This is a genomic window from Pelagibacterium luteolum (assembly GCF_900100665.1).
In the GTDB taxonomy this organism is placed as follows: Bacteria; Pseudomonadota; Alphaproteobacteria; order Rhizobiales; family Devosiaceae; genus Pelagibacterium; species Pelagibacterium luteolum.
In genome coordinates this window covers 296,593-313,393 of the sequence record NZ_FNCS01000002.1, presented here as the reverse complement: position 1 = coordinate 313,393, position 16,801 = coordinate 296,593, and the positions used below count along the sequence as shown (strand labels likewise).

The window sequence follows — 16,801 nt, the reverse complement described above, 5'->3', positions numbered from 1 at the left end:
AATTTTTACCCACTAGCGCGCCCCGACAATGAAAATATCACCACCATAGCCAGCCATCAGCCGATCATGCCACGCGTGACCATACCAATAGGTGCGCAAGGGACGTGGAAGACTAGCAAGCACAATGCCGTCCGCATCCGAGAGTTGGGGCGGCAACGTGCTCGTTTCAGCGTCCCAGCTCAAGGAAGGAGCCATTTCGCATGTCACCTCATGCTCGATCGCAATGGCATCGAAGGCAGCAAACCGTTCGGGAGCGGTGTCACCGAATACAACAACCTTCGGACGTCCCCACACGCTGTGGCGCAGGGCCCAATCCAGTCCGGCCAGCACGTCCGGTTCGCCGCTATCGTTGACCACGATGAAGCCAGATCGCTGTGCCTTGCCATCGGAATAAAGGACCGGTCCGCTGTGTACGGCAGGCAGTCGCAAAAGCCCGTCCGGCTCCCAACTCGTTCCCGGACGCCGATCGTCTGAGCCGTGGTGGAACCAGCCAGTGCGGGGCAGAACGAGAAGGCTTGTTGCGCCGTCGCGCGATGACAGAATGCTTTCGGGATTACCCTCATCGTAATGCAGGCCGAGCTTTACGCGCTTTTGCCCTTTGAGAGCTTCGAGTTCGGCCATGGCGCGGCTGGCGCGTTCGCGGATATTGGTCCGCGCCTCGGCCATATCTCGCGCGCAGTCGATAGCGGCCTGGTCGATAATCACATGCGCGGAAATATGCGCGCGATTGGAGCGTGCAATGCCCAATGCACGGGAAAATACCGGTGCGACATGGCGGTCGATCACCGCAAATTTCACATCCTTGAGGTCCGGCCACCACTCTCGCGAGGTGTCGAGTGTCTCTTGCGGTTCGTCCCGGCCCAAGATCCGGGCGATCGGATCGGGGAGGGTGCCGCCCGACAGCCTTTCCTCCAGCGAGAGGCTTTGGCGCTCGAGAATGCCGTCCAAGGCGTTAGCGCCGCGCAATCCCTGCATTGGGGCGCCCGAGATATACGAGGCGCGACCCAACATGTGGCCAGCGACCGGCACTGTTAGCAACAGGAAGAGTATAGTGAGAGTACCCATGATAATGGAGTCGGTAGAGCCATGACTGACCATGGTGCCGGCCACGACGAGACCAGCGCCTAGCGTGCCAGCCTTGGTCGCCGCATGCATGCGCTGGAAGGCGTCGGTGAACCTTATCAGGCCGATAGCTGCGATGAAGAGAAAGCTTACGCCCAGCAGTTTGAGGATCAATGCGGCAATGGCGGTCATTGCTTGTCTCCTTTCCGTCGCTCGAGCAGAGCGGCAAGCGCGCAGGTCGCCAGAAACCCGATAAGTGCAACGCCGAACGCGATATCGAGAAACTCGCGCCGCGTTGTTGCGACCGCGGTCAGACCAGCGGTAGCAACGGCAATCGCAGTCAGCATATCGAGCGCGATAAACCTGTCAGCATAACCGGGGCCGACAACCATACGGAATACGGTCATAGCCAGCGGGATCATCAAGATCGCGATCAGGACGAGGGCCGCAAGGGTGACTACGGAATCAAGCTGCTCAATCATTGTTCGATCTCCCTGATGCGGCGCTCGAATTTGGTCTTGATGTCGGAAATGACGTCGTCGGGGGCAGGGGCGTCCAAGACGTGGATGTAAAGCGTCCTGCGGTCGTCGCTGACATGGAGGGCAGTTGTGCCTGGCGTTAGCGTGACGCAATTGGCGAGGACGGCGATCCCCATGTCGGTTTGGAGCCCGATAGGGACAGCGATTATGGCCGACGCAGAATTCAGCTCCCGTCCCAAAACGGCACGGGCTACTGCGACAGAGGACACAACGAGTTCCTTAAGGAATACGGCCGCCAAGGCCGTCGATCGAACCAGTCGCATGGGAAGACGAGCGATTGTCATGGCAAAACCTCCGCGGTTTCAATGCGCCCGAGAACGGCATCGATATAGGCCGCAGGCTGAAGCATGGCGTCTGCCGCTAGTTGGGCGTAAGCCACCAAGGGTTCTGGGTTGACCCCAATCGCGACGGTGATGGCCGCCAGTGCGGTGATGGGGGCCACCACCGTGATGTGCAGACGCGCGGGGATGTTGCGAGGATTGGGGGCGTCCTTCCAGAACGCTTCGATCCAGATCTTGCTCATCGAAAAGATGGTGAGAAGGCCAACAAAAAGGGCGACACCACCGAGCCACGCCGCTTCATCGCGGAACGAGGCGTCGATCACCATGAATTTTGCCCAGAAGCCCGAGAGTGGCGGGATTCCGGCCAGCGAAAGAGCAGGGATGACGAATAGCACCGCCAGCCAGGGAGAGCCTTTCATCAGCCCACCCGATTGTCGCAGATCGTAGGTTCCCGTCGTGCGATAGATGGCGCCAGCAAGGAGGAACAGGTTCGCTTTCACGATGATGTGGTGGATGATGTAGAACACCGCTCCAGCCATAGCCGCCTGCGTCGAGATCGCCAGCCCCATCATGATGTAACCGATCTGGCTGATGATGTGGAACGAGAGGATCCGCCTGATGTCCCATTGGATAGCGGCTCCGAACACGCCAAAGAGCATGGTCCCAGCCGCAAAGACCGCAATCATTTCGCGAATGCCGGCATTGTCGACTTCGAACAGCAGCGTGAAGACGCGGAACGCCGCGTAGACGCCCACCTTGGTCAGGAGCCCTGCAAAGACCGCTGAAACTACGATAGAGGCGGTGTGGTAGGAGGCTGGCAGCCAGAAAAACATGGGGAAGAACCCCGCCTTGATCCCAAAGCCAAGCAGAAACAAGAGCGCGGAGATCAAAAGCGCGCCCGACGGCTCGGTCTGCGGCAGGACCACGGCAAGATCGGCCATGTTGAGTGTGCCGGTAACGCCATAGAGCAGGCCGATGGCCATCAGGAACAGGATTGTGGAGAAAAGATTCAACACCGCGTATTTGATCGCGCCATCGAGCTGGGATTTGAACTTGTCCAGCGTCAATAGCCCGAGCGCGGTGATCAGCATCACCTCGAACCAGACATAGAGATTGAAGATGTCACCGGTGAGAAACGCACCGTTGACCCCAACCATGAGGCCCAGGAACAAAGGATAAAAGCCCGCGCGTTTCTGGGTGTCGCTAAGATCTGTCAGACCGAAAATCGCGGCGGCAAAAGCCAGAAGGCTAGAGATAACGACCATCGCCGCGCTGAATGGATCCGCGACGAAGCTTACCCCGAACGGAGCTGCCCAACTTCCGAACTGTTTGCTCTGAATGCCGTTGCCGATCACCTGATTGAGCAAAAGCAGCGATGCGACAAGCGTGATGCCGAGCCCGATCGTGCCGATCCAGCTTTGGACGGCGGGACGGGACCAGAAGGCCGCAGCGAGCGCAGCTGCGCCGAGCGGAACAGCCAAGGGCCATAAGAGCAAGGTCGTTTCGATCCACTCAGGCATCTTTCGCCTCCTTGCTGGCATAGGGCGACCCCATAGCCTCGGCGTCGTTCATGTCGCTGGTATTGACGGTGCCCAGCGTTTGGAATGCCTTGAACGCCAACGCGGCGGCAAAGCTCACCAGCGCAAAGCCGATAACAATCGCGGTTAGGATCAGGGCCTGCGGCAGAGGATTAGCGGCCAGTGGATCGAGAACCTGCGTCCCCGCTTCAATGACCGGAGGCTGCGTAGAGCGCAGGCGACCAGCGACGAAAATCAAGAGATTGGTCCCCGCCGAGAGAAGTGCGACCCCGAAAATGATGCGCACCACGTGCCGCGACAGCAGTAGGTAAACGCCCGATCCCATGATGGCGGCAATGGCAGCAGCGTAGAATATGTTCATTGCACAGCCTCCTCGTAGAGTCGGAACACAAGGCACAGGATGCCGCCCATGACGACGAAATAGACGCCGACGTCGAATACCGTCGCGGTGCCCAGATGGGTTCCGGCGATATCCACCCACCAATGGGACAGATAGGACGCGTTGGAGACGAGACCCGGAAGGCCCGAGAGCACGGCTAGGCCCAGACCCACGCCCATGAGGACCACGGGATGGATGCGCAGGACCGCGCGCGCTGAATTCACGCCATTGGCCAGAACCAATGTTGCAAACGCAGCGGCTGCAATCAGCCCGCCGACGAAACCGCCTCCCGGCTCGTTGTGGCCGCGCAAAAGGATGAACAGCGAGACGGCAAGCATGATGAAAAAGAACAGACGCGAGAGTGTCGAAAGAATGAAGGGCATGGATTTATCCTTTCCCATCTTTGCCTGGTTTGGCCGTGGCGCTGCGCAAGAGCGCCCACGCTGCCATCGTCGCGAAGGCCACGACGGCAATTTCACCAAGCGTATCGATGGCGCGGTAATCGACGAGGATGACGTTCACGACATTTCGTCCATAAGCTTCGAGATAGCTGGTCTGGCCGAAATACTCGCTCAGGCGGAAGTCGAGCGGCATGGCAGTCATGCTGACGATGGCAACGAAGATGACGCCGGAGAAAGCGACAGCGAGAAACCCGTCGCGCCGCCGCTCGGTGAGTGAGCGTGTGTGATGCCGTCGCACCGGCAGGCGGAGCAGAATGGCGCTGAGAATGATCACCAGCAGTGTTTCCACCGCAAACTGGGTTAGCGCCAGATCGGGCGCGCCATTCATCATGAAGAGCAATGCCGAGGCGAACCCGACGATGCCGACGCAGACCAGCGCCGCAATGAGCGAGCGCGCGAAGATGCTGGACATCGCTCCCACTGCCGCGATTGCGAGAACCGCGATGACGGAGATGCGGAAAGGATCATCCGACAGAGCGAGCGCGAGCCCGTCTTCGCTGGCCAACATGCCGACCGCCAGAACCAAAACCACAGTCGCGACGACGATGGCCGTGTAGTGGTTTTGATCGCCGTTCTGGAGCCACCGCGTTGAGGCACGGGCAAAGCCGAGTATGCCGTCATGGACCGCCTGATACCCGCGGTCTCCGAAAAGACCGTGAAGTACCCGACGCCGACGCAGGACGATGTGGATGCTGTCCCAGAAAACCAGGATCAGGGCGCCGATCGTCACGACGAGAGCGCTCAGGGCCAGCATCGGCGTTAGCCCGTGCCAAAGCGCGAACGACACGTCGATGGGCGCGCCGTAAAGCGCCGAAGCGGCCGGGGCGATCAGAAGTTGCGCCGCATATTGCGAGAAAAAGCCCATAAGGATGCCGGCTGAGGCCAGCAACAATGGTCCGACCAGAAGACCTGGCTTTTCGCCGTGGTGAACGGAGGTGATGCGGTCGCGATTGAGAAAAAAGGGCCGGATCGAAACGACGCCTGCGACGCCGACCATGATCGCGTTCACCAGAACGGCAACGATCACAGGCACCATGTTCCAGTTGGATTCGAGCTGCGCCTCGAAGAGATATTCCTTCGAGATGAACCCAACGAAAGGCGGCAGACCAGCCATCGAAAGACTGGCGAGAACTGCGGCGGCCGCAGTAATCGGCAGGAATCGTGCGAGCCCACCCAGTTTCCGCAGGCTGGATTCGCCTGTGGCGTGGATCGCCGTGCCTGCGCAAAAGAACAATGCAGCCTTATAGAATGCGTGCGTGATGATAAAGCCAACGGTCGCGACCACGGCAACCTCTCCGTCGAGGCCGATCAGCATGACAAGAATACCTAGGGAGGCGACTGTCGACTGCGCGAGCACCGCCTTGAACCCGCTGGCGCGTAGCGCTTCGAACGCCGCGATCGACATGGTGATCATACCAAAGATCACGAGCGTGACCCCGAAGGCGGGCACATCGGCGAAGACCCCGTCGAACCTGGCGAGCAGGAAGACGCCCAGCTTCACCATGGTTGCCGAGTGGAGATAGGCGGATGCCGGCGTTGGGGCCGCCATGGCGTTGGGCAGCCAGAAGTGAAACGGGAACTGCGCCGACTTGGTGAAGGCGCCGGCGAGGATCAGAATGATGATCGGCACCAGATACGGTCCAGCAATCAATTCGTCCGACCGCGCAATGACCTCGGTGAAAGAGAATGTTCCGAGGGTCAGGCCAATCAGCAGAATACCCGCAAACAGCGCCAGGCCCCCACCACCGGTGACGAGAAGCGACTGCAGAGCAGATTTTCTGGCTTCCAGCTTGTGGCTGTCAAAGCCGATCAGCATGAACGAGGTGAGGCTGGTTAATTCCCAGAAGACGAACATCACGATGAGGTCGTCGGACAGAACCGTCCCCAACATGGCTGTCATGAACAGAAGGATTAGTGCCAAAAACCTGCCAGCTTGGGCTGGCGGCTTTTCGGCAAAATAGCTGCCGGCGTAGATGACGACGAGCGTCCCGATGCCCGTGATCAGCAGAGAAAAGAGCAGCGAAAAACCATCTAGTCTGAAGCCGAGCGCAATGCCGAGCGAGGGTATCCATTCGTGCGTCGCCAGCAGCACGCCTTCCACCCCGATCTGAGGGATGTGGGCAGCAAGAAAAACAAACAGCGATAAGGGCAGGACCGCAAAGACCCAGCCGCTCCACCGCCCAATAAGCGGCGCAACAGGGCGGGCAATCAGCGCTCCGGCAAGTGCGATGGCAATGATGGCTTCGAAAGGCAAGACATGACCTCGTTCTTAGGTATCGAGGTCTTTGCAATGATCATGCCATAAGCGGAGGCTCGGGAAACACGGGGCAATTGGCCCAGAGTCAGGTTTGGGTGTTCGGGTCTTTGAACCCACGCCCCGCTATAAGTTCGAATTTCCGAACACGATCCAGGGTATAGATGGCAACCAATTCCGGGATTTGGCATTCTGAAAAATATGCTGGAAAGGCGGCCTCAGATCGCCGGTCAGTCATATATTGGTCGTGCTTTGGATCCACATTTGCATGATCGCAGCCCAATAGGGAGGATGGGTATGGCCGAGTTCGAATATCGAGGCTATCGCGTGAGGACCGTTTTCGAAAAGGATTGGCGAGCCAAAGTGTGGCCACCACTAAGACCCGTCCAGCTCGCCGAGCGCGTCAAAGCAACCCGCTCGGAGGGTGAGCGGGCGTGTCGCCATCGCGCGACTGCAGCTATTGACGAGGTCATCGATGTGCACGGCGTGCGAACGCCGTGACGTTAGATTATAGCTGTCGTAGCCAGCGATGACGGGGTCCCGAAGGCACGCGGATCATCATCAGCGAAGACATAAGCGCCGCCTTCAATCTTCGATACCAGCTCTTCAACCCAGTGAAGACCTGACGCTGTATGCTCGACCCAGAAGTTGAGAAGCGCATCCACGTGCGGTGGCAGGGCTTTTTCGCCCTCGAAATTGGCTTCACTATTGGCGCGATCGACGTTCACGCGCTGCTGGTTAAGGATCGCAACTCGCGCCCTGAGATATGACAATACCTGTTCGCGAGGCAGCGCCGACATCAGCACCAGCCCCGCGCAAAACATGTCGGGGCGCGGGTCAGGCTGGGTAAGCGCTCGCTCCAAAAGCGTCAAGAATTCAGCTTCGCCAATATCGCTAATCTCATATTCCGTTCGGGCCGGGGCGGCCTCAACTGCCGGAACGCTAAATTCGATGAGCAGCCGCTCTTTCGACAATTGTCGCAGTGCGTGGTAAATGGAGCCAGTCTTGGTGTTCGCCCATTTGTCCGCATTCCAGGTGAGAAGCTCCTGGCCTATGAGATATCCATGTGCACGTCCATGCGCGCGGACAAAGGCGAGGACCAGTAGTCGGGTGGCAGACATTTATACGAATAAACCTCCTAGGGCGAGCATATGATACTCCTTCCGCACCGCGGCGTCCCTTCATTCATTAGTTGGGTAGCCTTGGGAGAACGGCATGCATTTTTTGGATTATCCTATGTTAGTGGTTGTTTCGCAGAATGAACAGCACCTGAATATCCTTCTCAGCTCGGGTTAAACGCAGGTGAGCGATCTTTGGACCACAGCAGATCATGTGGGGGTTCAGAATGTCGTTGTCTTCTCGTCTCGCCGTTCCAGCCGTTATTGGTGGACTTGTCGCCATCATGATTTCCGGGGTTTTCAGCCCTCCTGCAATGGCGCGCGGAGAGTGGGCGGACACGATCGCGCGGGTCAATGGCTTAGAACAAACTGACCAACTGAACGTGTGGGGCTCGCCAACTGCAAAAGCAGAGAAAATCGGTCAGTTAAATCCAAAAACCTGGGTTTGGATCGACCGGTGCGTCGCAGGCGACGATGATTCAGACTGGTGCCTTGTGGAGCGCTCGCAAACCAAAGGTTGGGTAGATGCGCGTTACCTTACTATCGAGGTCCTATAGCCGGCCATCCCTTGACTTTGCAGCCAAGCTGACGTCCATCAGGGCAAAATTTGCTTGGGGTGCGGGATGTCAGCCAATCCAATTTTAGCGCAGTCGGTTCGTGGGAACTGGGTCGAAAATCGGCATCGCGGCGCCGTATGCGTCTCCGACTCCGAGGGTCGAATTCAGGCTTCAGTTGGCGACGTTACGGCGGAAATCTTTCCGCGCTCGGCCATAAAGTCAATGCAGGCCCTCGCCATTTTCCGATCTGCGGCGAACGCGAAATTTGCCATGTCGGACGAAGCTATCGCCTTGGCCTGCGCGTCGCACAATGGCGAGCTCGTGCATACCGAACTGGCCGCTTCGGTGTTGGCTAATATCAAGCTCGATGAACACGCGCTCGAGTGCGGCGCGCATCCGCCCATCGATCCCGCGGCGCGAAAGGCACTGTTTGCCAGGGGCGGCAAGCCGAGCGCCCTTCACAATGCGTGCTCTGGCAAGCATGCCGGCATGCTTTCGGTCGCCCAAGCTATGGGCGTCGACACCAAAGGCTACTCTGCGCGCGAGCATGATGTTCAGAAAGCTGTGCGGGCTTGTGTTCAGGAAGTGCTCGATTATGAACTGACCGACTCCAGATGCGGCATCGATGGGTGTTCGATCCCGACATGGGCTGCCCCTATGAACGTCTTTGCCAAAGGCTTTGCCCGCATGGCGACGGGAAAGGGGCTCTCACAGGAAACCGCAGCCGCTGCACGTGTGATTTTTGATGCAGCGACATCTCATCCGTTTCTCATCGGCGGGACCGGATCGTTCGACACTGAAGCCATGGCGGCATTCGGCGGTCGGCTTATGCTGAAATTTGGCGCTGACGGCCTCTATTGCGGCGCCTTGCGAGATAGCGGCATCGGGTTTGCGCTCAAATGCGACGATGGCTCCGTGCCTGCCGCAACCGCGATGGTTGCTGCGCTCCTGATGGAAATCGCGGAACCGACAGCCGAACAGGCGCGATTGTTGGAAACGCGCATGAAACAGGATCAGATCAACTGGGCAGGGCACCACGTGGGATATTTGGAGGCGACCGAGGCTGCGAGAATTCGGCTATAGGACAACATTGTCCCTAACCGTAACCTGCGGATACTCCGACGTTGCTGCCAAATCCTGGGCCACGATATCAGACCATTGCGCTCCGACGATCGTGTGGCGTCGAGCGCCGGAAATCATGTTGCCGGCGACGATCGCCGCGCCCGCCTCGGGGGCGACGCTCACACTCACTCCGATGTCGACGTCGCGGATGAGATTGTCGTTAATTGTCACGTCGCGGAGATAGGGCCCCCATCCTGCTTGGATGCCCGAACCTGCAACGTTCTCAATGACATTGCCCGAAATTATGGCATCTGCCTCAGCTGCAATGCCATAGGGCGTTTCAAGGTCTGGATTTGTAGTCGACCCGGTCAAGAGATTGCGAACGATATTGCTTGTGCACGTCGCCAACCGACCGCCTTCATTGAAGTTGGTGATTGAAATCCCCGCGGCAGCGCCGTCGATGATGTTGTTGGAGATCACAGACCCGGTAAACGAGAACTCGGAATAGACTGCCACCTCTCCGGAGTTGAGGCACGTGTTGCCTGTGATCTGGGTATTATTCGTGGCATTGAGCCGAATGGCCGAAAATGTGCAATCGGCGATCATGTTGTCGGCGATGGTTACGTTGTCGGCTTGGAAGACATTGATGCCATTACCGTTTTGCCCGTTGCCCCCATCGGCCCAGTCAATGCCTGAAATTGTGTTGCCGACAACAAGTGTTCCGTCGGCACCCGGTTCGCTGCGCCAGACACGAATGCCGCCATTGCGGCAATCGAACACCCGGTTGCCCGTGATACGCACGCCATCGGCATTGAGGACAAAAATGCCGGTATAGTCACTATCGCTTGCAGAGCAGTTTTCGATCGTGCCTGAACTCGAAAGAAGGCTCAGTCCATTAAGCGCCGTATTCGACATCCGACAATCGCGGACTGTGATCCTTGCACAATTGGCGATGTGCACGAGACCACCGTTCCAGATTTCCCCGTTGAGGCCATTCCCATCGAACACCAGTCCGTAAAGCGTTACGTCCTGCTGGCCTTCAACCAGCAGTAATGGCTCGCTCGATGTGTTGACGATAATCGTGGCGCCCGGCACTCCAGAAAACATAAAGCCCGAGGGTAGGCGCAAATTAGTTGCCATATATCGACCAGCGGGGAGAAACAGGTGCCCCTCCGTCGCTGCCTGTTCGATCGCCAGTTGCAAGGTCGCCGTCTGGTCGAAATCGCCGTCCGGTACCAGGCCGAGCGGTGTCGACTGTCCGATAGCCGACGAAATCGGCAAAGCCCCCGACATGCCAAGCGCTGCGGCGGAAGAAACGAACTGGCGTCGCGTAATTGGCATGGCGTCCATCCTTTGTGCCAAGCATAGGGCAAAGGACGTCCCGTGCCAGATAACTTGCCGATTATCGTAAACCGGACAATGCGCCAGCGCTTGCCGCTCGTGTGTCCGGGCCGCTATAGGTTGATAGCTGAGGAATGGGAATCCATCGATGTTAGTCGATAAAGCGGTCTATCTCGGGACATCGTCGCGGCCCGAATACTTGCCACTCGAATTTGCCAATCGCCATGGGCTGGTCACAGGCGCCACCGGGACCGGAAAGACGGTGACGTTGCAAATCCTGGCGGAAGGGTTTTCAAGGGCAGGTGTTCCGGTGTTTTGTGCCGATATCAAAGGTGATGTGGCCGGCTTGTCTCATGCGGGCGAGCCCAAGGACTTTCTGGCCGAGCGCGCCAGGACCATCGGCTTCTCGGACTACGATTTTGAAGGGTTTCCCACGATTTTCTGGGACTTGTTTGGGCGGCAGGGTCATCCTATCCGCACCACGGTTTCCGAGATGGGGCCGCTCCTGCTCTCGCGAATGCTCCAACTCAATGCCACGCAGGAAGGCGTGCTGAACGCCACGTTCAAGCTCGCCGACGACGAGGGGCTGCTTCTGCTCGACTTCAAGGATTTGCGGGCTCTTCTGACCCATGTTTCTGATCGGCGCGCAGAATTATCGGCGCGCTACGGCAATATTGCGCCGGCATCGGTCGGCGCGATCCAGCGCGCTTTGCTTGTGTTGGAGCAGCAGGGTGGCGAAGGGTTCTTCGGCGAGCCTGCGCTGGATATTTCCGACCTTATGCGCGTCGATGCAGCGGGAATGGGATATATCTCCGTTCTTGCAGCCGACGAACTGATGCGCTCGCCTCGTCTCTACGCGATTTTTCTGCTTTGGCTCTTGTCTGAGCTCTTTGAGCAATTGCCGGAAGTGGGGAACCCCGACAAGCCGAAGCTGGTCTTTTTTTTCGATGAAGCCCATTTGCTGTTCGATGAAGCGCCCTCGGCACTGCTCGATAAGATCGAGCAAGTCGTAAAACTCGTGCGCTCGAAAGGTGTGGGGGTGTATTTCGTGACGCAGAACCCTGCAGATGTGCCCGAGGCCGTCCTGGCACAGCTCGGCAATCGTATCCAGCACGCGCTCCGCGCCTATACGCCGAGCGAGCAAAAAGCGGTGCGCGTGGCGGCGCAATCGTTCCGGCCCAATCCTGAATTTGATACCGCCGAGGTGATCACGCAATTGGGCACTGGCGAAGCTCTGGTGTCGGTTCTTGAGGACAAGGGTATTCCCTCCATCGTTGGACGCACGCTGGTCCGCCCACCCTCGTCACGCATGGGGCCAATAACTCCGCTCGAGCGGGAAGTCGTTCTCAAAGCCAGCCCGGTGGCTGGTACTTACGATACCACCCTCGATCGTGAGTCCGCCTATGAACTTCTCGACGTCCGCGCCAAACAAGCGCTCAAGGATGCCGAACTCGCGGAACGTGATGCCGAAATTGCAAAGCTTGAGGCCGAATACGCCAAGCGGCGCGAAAAGGAAGCGACCCGACGGTCCAGCCGGCAAACGCCGATGGAGGCCGCTTTGACCACATTTGCCCGATCCGTGGCACGGCAAGCGGGCAGTTCATTTGTTCGTGGCGTGCTCGGCTCGTTGACCAGAAAGCGCTGAATAGATGTCCAAAATCCAATCCGTCGCGCTTTTTGCCGACTGTGGCGTCACACCCCACCAGGCAATCTATCGCCAGGCTGGAGCATCGGTCGCCAAACACGGGGCCCGGTTGATCTGCGTTGCGCGCAAGGGCGAGTGGCCGCGTGCCATCATTGATTCCGCCTTCGCGCAGGGCGGTGCGATTACGGTCATGTGCGGCCCCGAGAGCGCCGGTCTCAACGTACCGCAGGGCGTAGTTCTCGAGCGATACGAAGATGAGGCCAGCGCGGCCCGAGCGGCGGTGGAGGCTGCGCGGGCCGTCATCGGTCTGCCTGCAGGAATCGATACCGTGGGTATGCTCTATGGGGCATGGCGAGAGGCCGGCGGCGCGCAGAGTCAAAGACCTTTGGGGCTGCTCAATCGCGACCGTGCCTATGAAGTCGTGCGCGGTTTCGTGGGCGATATAGCGGCGGCTGGCCGGGGAAATGTCGACGCCGTAATCCAGTTCTCCGACAGTTTCGAAGATCTATGGACGCGACTTACGCGTCTGGTCTGAGTTCGAGGGTCGTCTGGGATCGGAACGGAATGACGTTGTCGAACCGTCGTTCGATCGGGTTTGGCCTGGGATCGAGAAGATGCAGGCGGTCCCTCCGGTCGGGACCCACATATTTCGACCGAACATAACCTCTCGGGCCGTCACCTAGTCGGGTGCGGACGCGCTCTTCGAGGTAAAGTGGGCTCATCGGCTTGACGATGATCTCATCAACCCCTGCCCGCACGCAACGGCGCCGCAGGTCCTGATCAATCGTCCGCGTCAATACGATGATTTGGACATCGCTCGAAACGACCGAGCCTTGAATTCTGATCCGCTCTGCAAGATCAGCCGTGGTTCCATCGACCAGATCGTAGTCACCCACAAGCACCGATATTGGCGAGACGCGCATATAGGTGGCCACTGCTCTCGCGTCGCGAAACTCACGAACGCGCCATTTAGGGTCTTGGCGCAGCGTCGCGGCCAATACCGCCGAAAGGGCAATATTGCTCGAGAGCACCGCGATGGTTGGCATAGGCTGCACGCCGAAACGACTCCACGAAGGAAACTGGTTACCAATGCATTAACACGGCCCGAGAGCCGACCGATAGCGGCGTGCATCGCTATCGTTAAAACAATGAGGCCCGCCTGTGGAAAGGCGGGCCTAAAAGACGCGTAATGCAGCAAGTCTACTTTGAGGCGGCCTCGTGAAGCTCGGCCACATAATCCCAGTTCACAAGGCTGTCGAACCAGGCTTCGAGGTATTTCGGACGCGCGTTGCGGTAGTCGATGTAATAGGAATGCTCCCATACGTCGACGCCGAGGAGGGGCGTGCCGCCATGCACAAGCGGATTTTCACCGTTGGGGGTCTTGGTCACTTCCAACTTTCCGTCCTTGAACGTCAGCCACGCCCAGCCCGAACCAAACTGGCCGGCACCAGCGGCGAGGAAGTCGTCTCGGAATTTGTCGAACCCGCCCAGATCGGAATCGATAGCGGACTGGAGCTTGCCGGGCAGGGACTTGCCACCACCATTCGGCTTCATCCACTTCCAGAAATGGATGTGGTTGAAGTGCTGGCCTGCATTGTTGAAGAGACCGGCATTCTTGCCGTAGCTCTCCTTGACGATCTCTTCGAGCGACTTGCCCTCGAGTCCCGAACCTTCCAGCAGCTTGTTGCCGTTGGTCACATAGGCCTGATGGTGCTTGTCGTGGTGAAACTCGAGCGTTTCAGCCGACATGTATGGTGCCAGCGCGTCATAGGCATAGGGGAGATCGGGAAGAGAAAAGCTCATGAAAGCCTCCGTTATGGGTGTTCAAAAATCTGATGCTCGGCAATTTACCAAGCTAATACTTTGTTTATAGGGCCGTGAAGCAATTGGCGCAACGCTTGTGAGGGAAAACTTATGCTAAACCAACGCATCGCAGCGCAAAGGCGTACGTAATAGCGGCTTCCTTGATCCGTTCGAAACGGCCAGACGCGCCGCCGTGTCCGGCGCCCATGTTGGTGCGCAGGTACAATGCATTGCCGTCGGTCTTGGTTGCGCGCAGCTTGGCCACCCACTTGGCTGGCTCCCAATATGTGACGCGCGGATCGGTGAGTCCTGCGAGCGCTAGGATCGGCGGATAATCCTTTGCCGCCACGTTGTCATAGGGTGAATAGCTGGCGATGCGATTGTAGTCCTCTGTGGACGTGATCGGATTGCCCCATTCGGGCCACTCAGGCGGGGTCAGCGGAAGCGTGTCGTCCAGCATGGTATTGAGGACGTCAACGAACGGCACGACGGCGATGACGCCACCCCATAGGTCCGGTCGCATATTCGCGATCGCGCCCATGAGCATCCCGCCAGCAGACCCCCCTTCAGCCACGATCTTACCCTTGGCCGTATAGCCTTTTTCGATAAGCATTTCGCCGGCGGCAATGAAGTCGGAAAACGTATTGGTTTTATGTTCGGCGCGACCCGTCTTGTACCATTTGTAGCCCTTTTCCATGCCGCCGCGTATATGGGCAATCGCGTAAACAAAACCGCGATCGACCAATGAAAGCACCGAGACCGAAAAACCCGCCGGCATGGCATGCCCATAGGCGCCGTATCCGTAAAGAAGGCACGGCGCCGTGCCGTCCAACTCGAGGCCCTTGCGGTAGAGTACGGTCACCGGCACCTCTTCACCATCCGGCGCTGTAGCGAAAAGACGACGAGTTTCGTAGAGCGCAGGGTCGTGGCCTGATGGCACTTCCTGCTGCTTGCGCAATAGGCGTTCGCCGGTTTCGAGGTTCATGTCGAAGACCTGGGCCGGAGTGGTGGGGGAGGAATAACTGAAACGGATCGTCGCCGTATCGAACTCGTACCCGCCGGCGAGTCCCAAGGAGTAGGCTTCCTCGGGAAACGCGATTGTTTCTTCTCTGCCATCGCGCAAATCCCGCACGACGATCCGCGGCAACCCGTCCTTGCGTTCAAGACGAATGAGGTGGTTGGCCAAAACTTCGATGTCCAGGATCAGCGTGCCTTCCTCATGGGGAACAAGGTCGGCCCAATTAGCCTGGCCGGGAGCATCGACCGGCGCCGTGACGATCTTGAAATCCTCAGCCCCTTCATCATTGGTGAGGATATAAAGCTCACCGTCACGTTCTTCGACGGAATACTCAGTATTTTCATGCCGCGGCTCGACACAAAAGGGCTCGCCACCGTGCTCTGCGTCGATCAGCCAGACTTCGGAGGTTTGATGATCATGAGCCGAAATGACGATGAAGCGGCGCGACTGTGTATCCCCGACGCCGACGAAAAACCCGGCGTCCTTTTCTTCGTAAACAATGCGGTCATCAACCTGAGCCGTGCCTAGAACGTGTTGGCGGACACGGAAGGGGCGGTGGTTGTCATCGAGTTCGACATAATAAAATGACTTGCTGTCCTTGGCCCAGGTTGCGCCGCTGCCAGCCTTTTCAATGCGCTCGTCACGATCTTCGCCGGTCGCTGCGTCGCGCAAGGCAATTGTATAGTATTCCGAGCCGTTGCGGTCCGCGGCCCAGGCAATCATGGTGTGGCACGGCGAATGCTCGGCCCCACCAAAGCCGAAATATCCCTCGCCGGCCTCCGCGTTGCAGTCGAGCAAGACCGTTTCCGAACCGCCCTGCCGTTCTGTCCGGCAGATGAGCGGATATTGGTCGCCCTCTCGCGTCCGGCTGTAATAGGCAAACGGGCCGTCAGGGGCAGGCACCGAGCTGTCGTCCTCCTTTATGCGACCGCGCACCTCCTTATAAATCTTGTCCTGGAGGTCTTTTGTGGGGGTGCCGAACTGGCCCTCGTACCATGCATTCTCGGCCTCGAGATAGCTGCGGATATCGTCTGGTAGAACCGTAGGATCGGCCATAACCTCGCGCCAATTGTCGGCCCGCAACCAGGTGTAGGGATCGTGGCGGACAATGCCGTGTCTGGTGTCCGACTGAGGGCGTGGCGCAGCGAAGGGGAGCGCGATATCTGTCATGATCTATCCTGGCGTTGGTCTGCTCGGGGTGGCGGGCACTATTCTTCCGGCTTGAAGTCGAGCGCAAGCCCGTTGGTGCAATAGCGCAGGCCGGTGGGCGCCGGTCCAGCGGGGACGACGTGGCCGAGATGGGCATCGCAATTGGCACATAGGATTTCGGTTCGGCGCATGAAGTGGCTGCGATCATCCACTTCCTTGACCGCTTCGTCGGAAATTGGCTCGAAGAAGCTGGGCCACCCCGAGCCGGAGTCGAATTTCGCGTGTGAGGTAAACAAGGCAGCCCCACAGCAAACACAGTAGTATGTACCGGCGCGTTTCTCGAGATTGAGCGGGTGTGAAAATGCCCGCTCGGTCCCGTGTTCTCGCGTCACATGGTACTGCTCAGGCGTCAATTTATCGCGCCAATGAACGTTTGTTTTTCCGTTGTGGTCGGCGATGGTCAACTCCATGCTCAAGGCACAATCTGGTCGTGCGGACCAATTATGATGTGTTGATCACAACTTTACCAATCATCACGTGTTCCTGCCCGCCGGTTTTTGTTGTGCTGTCCGGCGGGAACGCTAGTGTTTGGCA

The 16,801-nt window shown here is 58.4% G+C and carries 17 protein-coding genes; 4 read left to right on the top strand and 13 right to left on the bottom strand.

Annotation, left to right across the window (positions count from 1 at the left end):
* Positions 1-12 precede the first annotated feature (12 nt).
* From mnhG to BLR31_RS05540, 8 genes are all read right to left on the bottom strand, one after another.
* Entirely contained in the window at positions 13-1,254 is a 1,242-nt protein-coding gene (gene mnhG / locus BLR31_RS05580; protein WP_090593179.1) for a monovalent cation/H(+) antiporter subunit G, read from the bottom strand.
* Entirely contained in the window at positions 1,251-1,544 is a 294-nt protein-coding gene (locus BLR31_RS05575) for an MrpF/PhaF family protein (RefSeq protein ID WP_090593176.1), read from the bottom strand. The genes mnhG and BLR31_RS05575 overlap by 4 nt, the downstream gene beginning before the upstream one ends.
* Entirely contained in the window at positions 1,541-1,885 is a 345-nt protein-coding gene (locus BLR31_RS05570; protein WP_090593173.1) for a Na+/H+ antiporter subunit E, read from the bottom strand. The genes BLR31_RS05575 and BLR31_RS05570 overlap by 4 nt, the downstream gene beginning before the upstream one ends.
* Entirely contained in the window at positions 1,882-3,402 is a 1,521-nt protein-coding gene (locus BLR31_RS05565) for a Na+/H+ antiporter subunit D (RefSeq protein ID WP_090593171.1), read from the bottom strand. Before BLR31_RS05565 ends, BLR31_RS05570 begins: the two co-directional genes overlap by 4 nt.
* A complete protein-coding gene (locus BLR31_RS05560) occupies positions 3,395-3,781 on the bottom strand; it encodes an NADH-quinone oxidoreductase subunit K (RefSeq protein WP_090593169.1) in 387 nt (128 codons plus the stop codon). The genes BLR31_RS05565 and BLR31_RS05560 overlap by 8 nt, the downstream gene beginning before the upstream one ends.
* On the bottom strand, positions 3,778-4,182 hold the full coding sequence (locus tag BLR31_RS05555; protein WP_090593694.1) for an MnhB domain-containing protein: 405 nt from the start codon (positions 4,180-4,182) through the stop codon (positions 3,778-3,780). The genes BLR31_RS05560 and BLR31_RS05555 overlap by 4 nt, the downstream gene beginning before the upstream one ends.
* Before the next feature lie 4 nt (positions 4,183-4,186).
* Entirely contained in the window at positions 4,187-6,514 is a 2,328-nt protein-coding gene (mbhE, locus tag BLR31_RS05550) for a hydrogen gas-evolving membrane-bound hydrogenase subunit E (protein WP_090593167.1), read from the bottom strand.
* A 503-nt stretch (positions 6,515-7,017) separates the two neighbouring features.
* A complete protein-coding gene (locus tag BLR31_RS05540) occupies positions 7,018-7,635 on the bottom strand; it encodes a PadR family transcriptional regulator (protein WP_090593162.1) in 618 nt (205 codons plus the stop codon).
* A gap of 224 nt (positions 7,636-7,859) precedes the next feature.
* Between BLR31_RS05540 and BLR31_RS05535 the strand changes: the two genes are divergently transcribed.
* Together BLR31_RS05535 and BLR31_RS05530 are read left to right on the top strand one after the other, a co-directional pair.
* On the top strand, positions 7,860-8,189 hold the full coding sequence (locus tag BLR31_RS05535) for an SH3 domain-containing protein (protein WP_143009319.1): 330 nt from the start codon (positions 7,860-7,862) through the stop codon (positions 8,187-8,189).
* A gap of 66 nt (positions 8,190-8,255) precedes the next feature.
* A complete protein-coding gene (locus tag BLR31_RS05530) occupies positions 8,256-9,272 on the top strand; it encodes an asparaginase (protein ID WP_090593156.1) in 1,017 nt (338 codons plus the stop codon).
* On the opposite strand, the gene BLR31_RS05525 is transcribed toward BLR31_RS05530, so the two are convergent.
* Positions 9,267-10,592 (bottom strand): TIGR03808 family TAT-translocated repetitive protein, encoded by a 1,326-nt coding sequence (locus BLR31_RS05525; RefSeq protein WP_176762529.1) that lies wholly within the window; start codon positions 10,590-10,592, stop codon positions 9,267-9,269. The two genes, BLR31_RS05530 and BLR31_RS05525, sit on opposite strands and share 6 nt — an antisense overlap.
* Before the next feature lie 148 nt (positions 10,593-10,740).
* Here BLR31_RS05525 and BLR31_RS05520 point away from each other — a divergent pair, with 148 nt between their 5' ends.
* Positions 10,741-12,237, top strand: coding sequence for a helicase HerA-like C-terminal domain-containing protein (locus BLR31_RS05520; protein ID WP_090593150.1), 1,497 nt, complete (start codon positions 10,741-10,743; stop codon positions 12,235-12,237).
* 4 nt (positions 12,238-12,241) lie between these two features.
* On the top strand, positions 12,242-12,772 hold the full coding sequence (locus BLR31_RS05515; protein ID WP_090593147.1) for a hypothetical protein: 531 nt from the start codon (positions 12,242-12,244) through the stop codon (positions 12,770-12,772).
* On the opposite strand, the gene BLR31_RS05510 is transcribed toward BLR31_RS05515, so the two are convergent.
* The 4 genes from BLR31_RS05510 to msrB form a co-directional block, all read right to left on the bottom strand.
* The gene (locus BLR31_RS05510; protein ID WP_090593144.1) at positions 12,756-13,283 is read right to left on the bottom strand and encodes a response regulator; all 528 of its coding nucleotides are present in this window, start codon (positions 13,281-13,283) and stop codon (positions 12,756-12,758) included. The genes BLR31_RS05515 and BLR31_RS05510 overlap by 17 nt on opposite strands.
* A 154-nt stretch (positions 13,284-13,437) precedes the next feature.
* Complete coding sequence (locus BLR31_RS05505; protein ID WP_090593141.1) at positions 13,438-14,040, bottom strand: superoxide dismutase; 603 nt, start codon at positions 14,038-14,040, stop codon at positions 13,438-13,440.
* Between the two features lie 109 nt (positions 14,041-14,149).
* Entirely contained in the window at positions 14,150-16,228 is a 2,079-nt protein-coding gene (locus BLR31_RS05500; protein ID WP_090593138.1) for a S9 family peptidase, read from the bottom strand.
* A gap of 38 nt (positions 16,229-16,266) precedes the next feature.
* Positions 16,267-16,671, bottom strand: coding sequence for a peptide-methionine (R)-S-oxide reductase MsrB (gene msrB / locus BLR31_RS05495; protein WP_425287216.1), 405 nt, complete (start codon positions 16,669-16,671; stop codon positions 16,267-16,269).
* Positions 16,672-16,801: the final 130 nt, after the last annotated feature.

Coding starts and splice junctions, on each gene's coding strand:
- mnhG (WP_090593179.1), bottom strand. CDS start 1,254: ATGACCGCCATTGCCGCATTGATCCTCAAACTGCTGGGCGTAAGCTTT.
- BLR31_RS05560 (WP_090593169.1), bottom strand. CDS start 3,781: ATGAACATATTCTACGCTGCTGCCATTGCCGCCATCATGGGATCGGGC.
- BLR31_RS05505 (WP_090593141.1), bottom strand. CDS start 14,040: ATGAGCTTTTCTCTTCCCGATCTCCCCTATGCCTATGACGCGCTGGCA.
- BLR31_RS05530 (WP_090593156.1), top strand. CDS start 8,256: ATGTCAGCCAATCCAATTTTAGCGCAGTCGGTTCGTGGGAACTGGGTC.
- BLR31_RS05565 (WP_090593171.1), bottom strand. CDS start 3,402: ATGCCTGAGTGGATCGAAACGACCTTGCTCTTATGGCCCTTGGCTGTT.
- BLR31_RS05535 (WP_143009319.1), top strand. CDS start 7,860: ATGTCGTTGTCTTCTCGTCTCGCCGTTCCAGCCGTTATTGGTGGACTT.
- BLR31_RS05575 (WP_090593176.1), bottom strand. CDS start 1,544: ATGATTGAGCAGCTTGATTCCGTAGTCACCCTTGCGGCCCTCGTCCTG.
- BLR31_RS05500 (WP_090593138.1), bottom strand. CDS start 16,228: ATGACAGATATCGCGCTCCCCTTCGCTGCGCCACGCCCTCAGTCGGAC.
- BLR31_RS05540 (WP_090593162.1), bottom strand. CDS start 7,635: ATGTCTGCCACCCGACTACTGGTCCTCGCCTTTGTCCGCGCGCATGGA.
- BLR31_RS05570 (WP_090593173.1), bottom strand. CDS start 1,885: ATGACAATCGCTCGTCTTCCCATGCGACTGGTTCGATCGACGGCCTTG.
- BLR31_RS05520 (WP_090593150.1), top strand. CDS start 10,741: ATGTTAGTCGATAAAGCGGTCTATCTCGGGACATCGTCGCGGCCCGAA.
- BLR31_RS05525 (WP_176762529.1), bottom strand. CDS start 10,592: ATGCCAATTACGCGACGCCAGTTCGTTTCTTCCGCCGCAGCGCTTGGC.
- BLR31_RS05515 (WP_090593147.1), top strand. CDS start 12,242: ATGTCCAAAATCCAATCCGTCGCGCTTTTTGCCGACTGTGGCGTCACA.
- BLR31_RS05555 (WP_090593694.1), bottom strand. CDS start 4,182: ATGCCCTTCATTCTTTCGACACTCTCGCGTCTGTTCTTTTTCATCATG.
- BLR31_RS05510 (WP_090593144.1), bottom strand. CDS start 13,283: ATGCCAACCATCGCGGTGCTCTCGAGCAATATTGCCCTTTCGGCGGTA.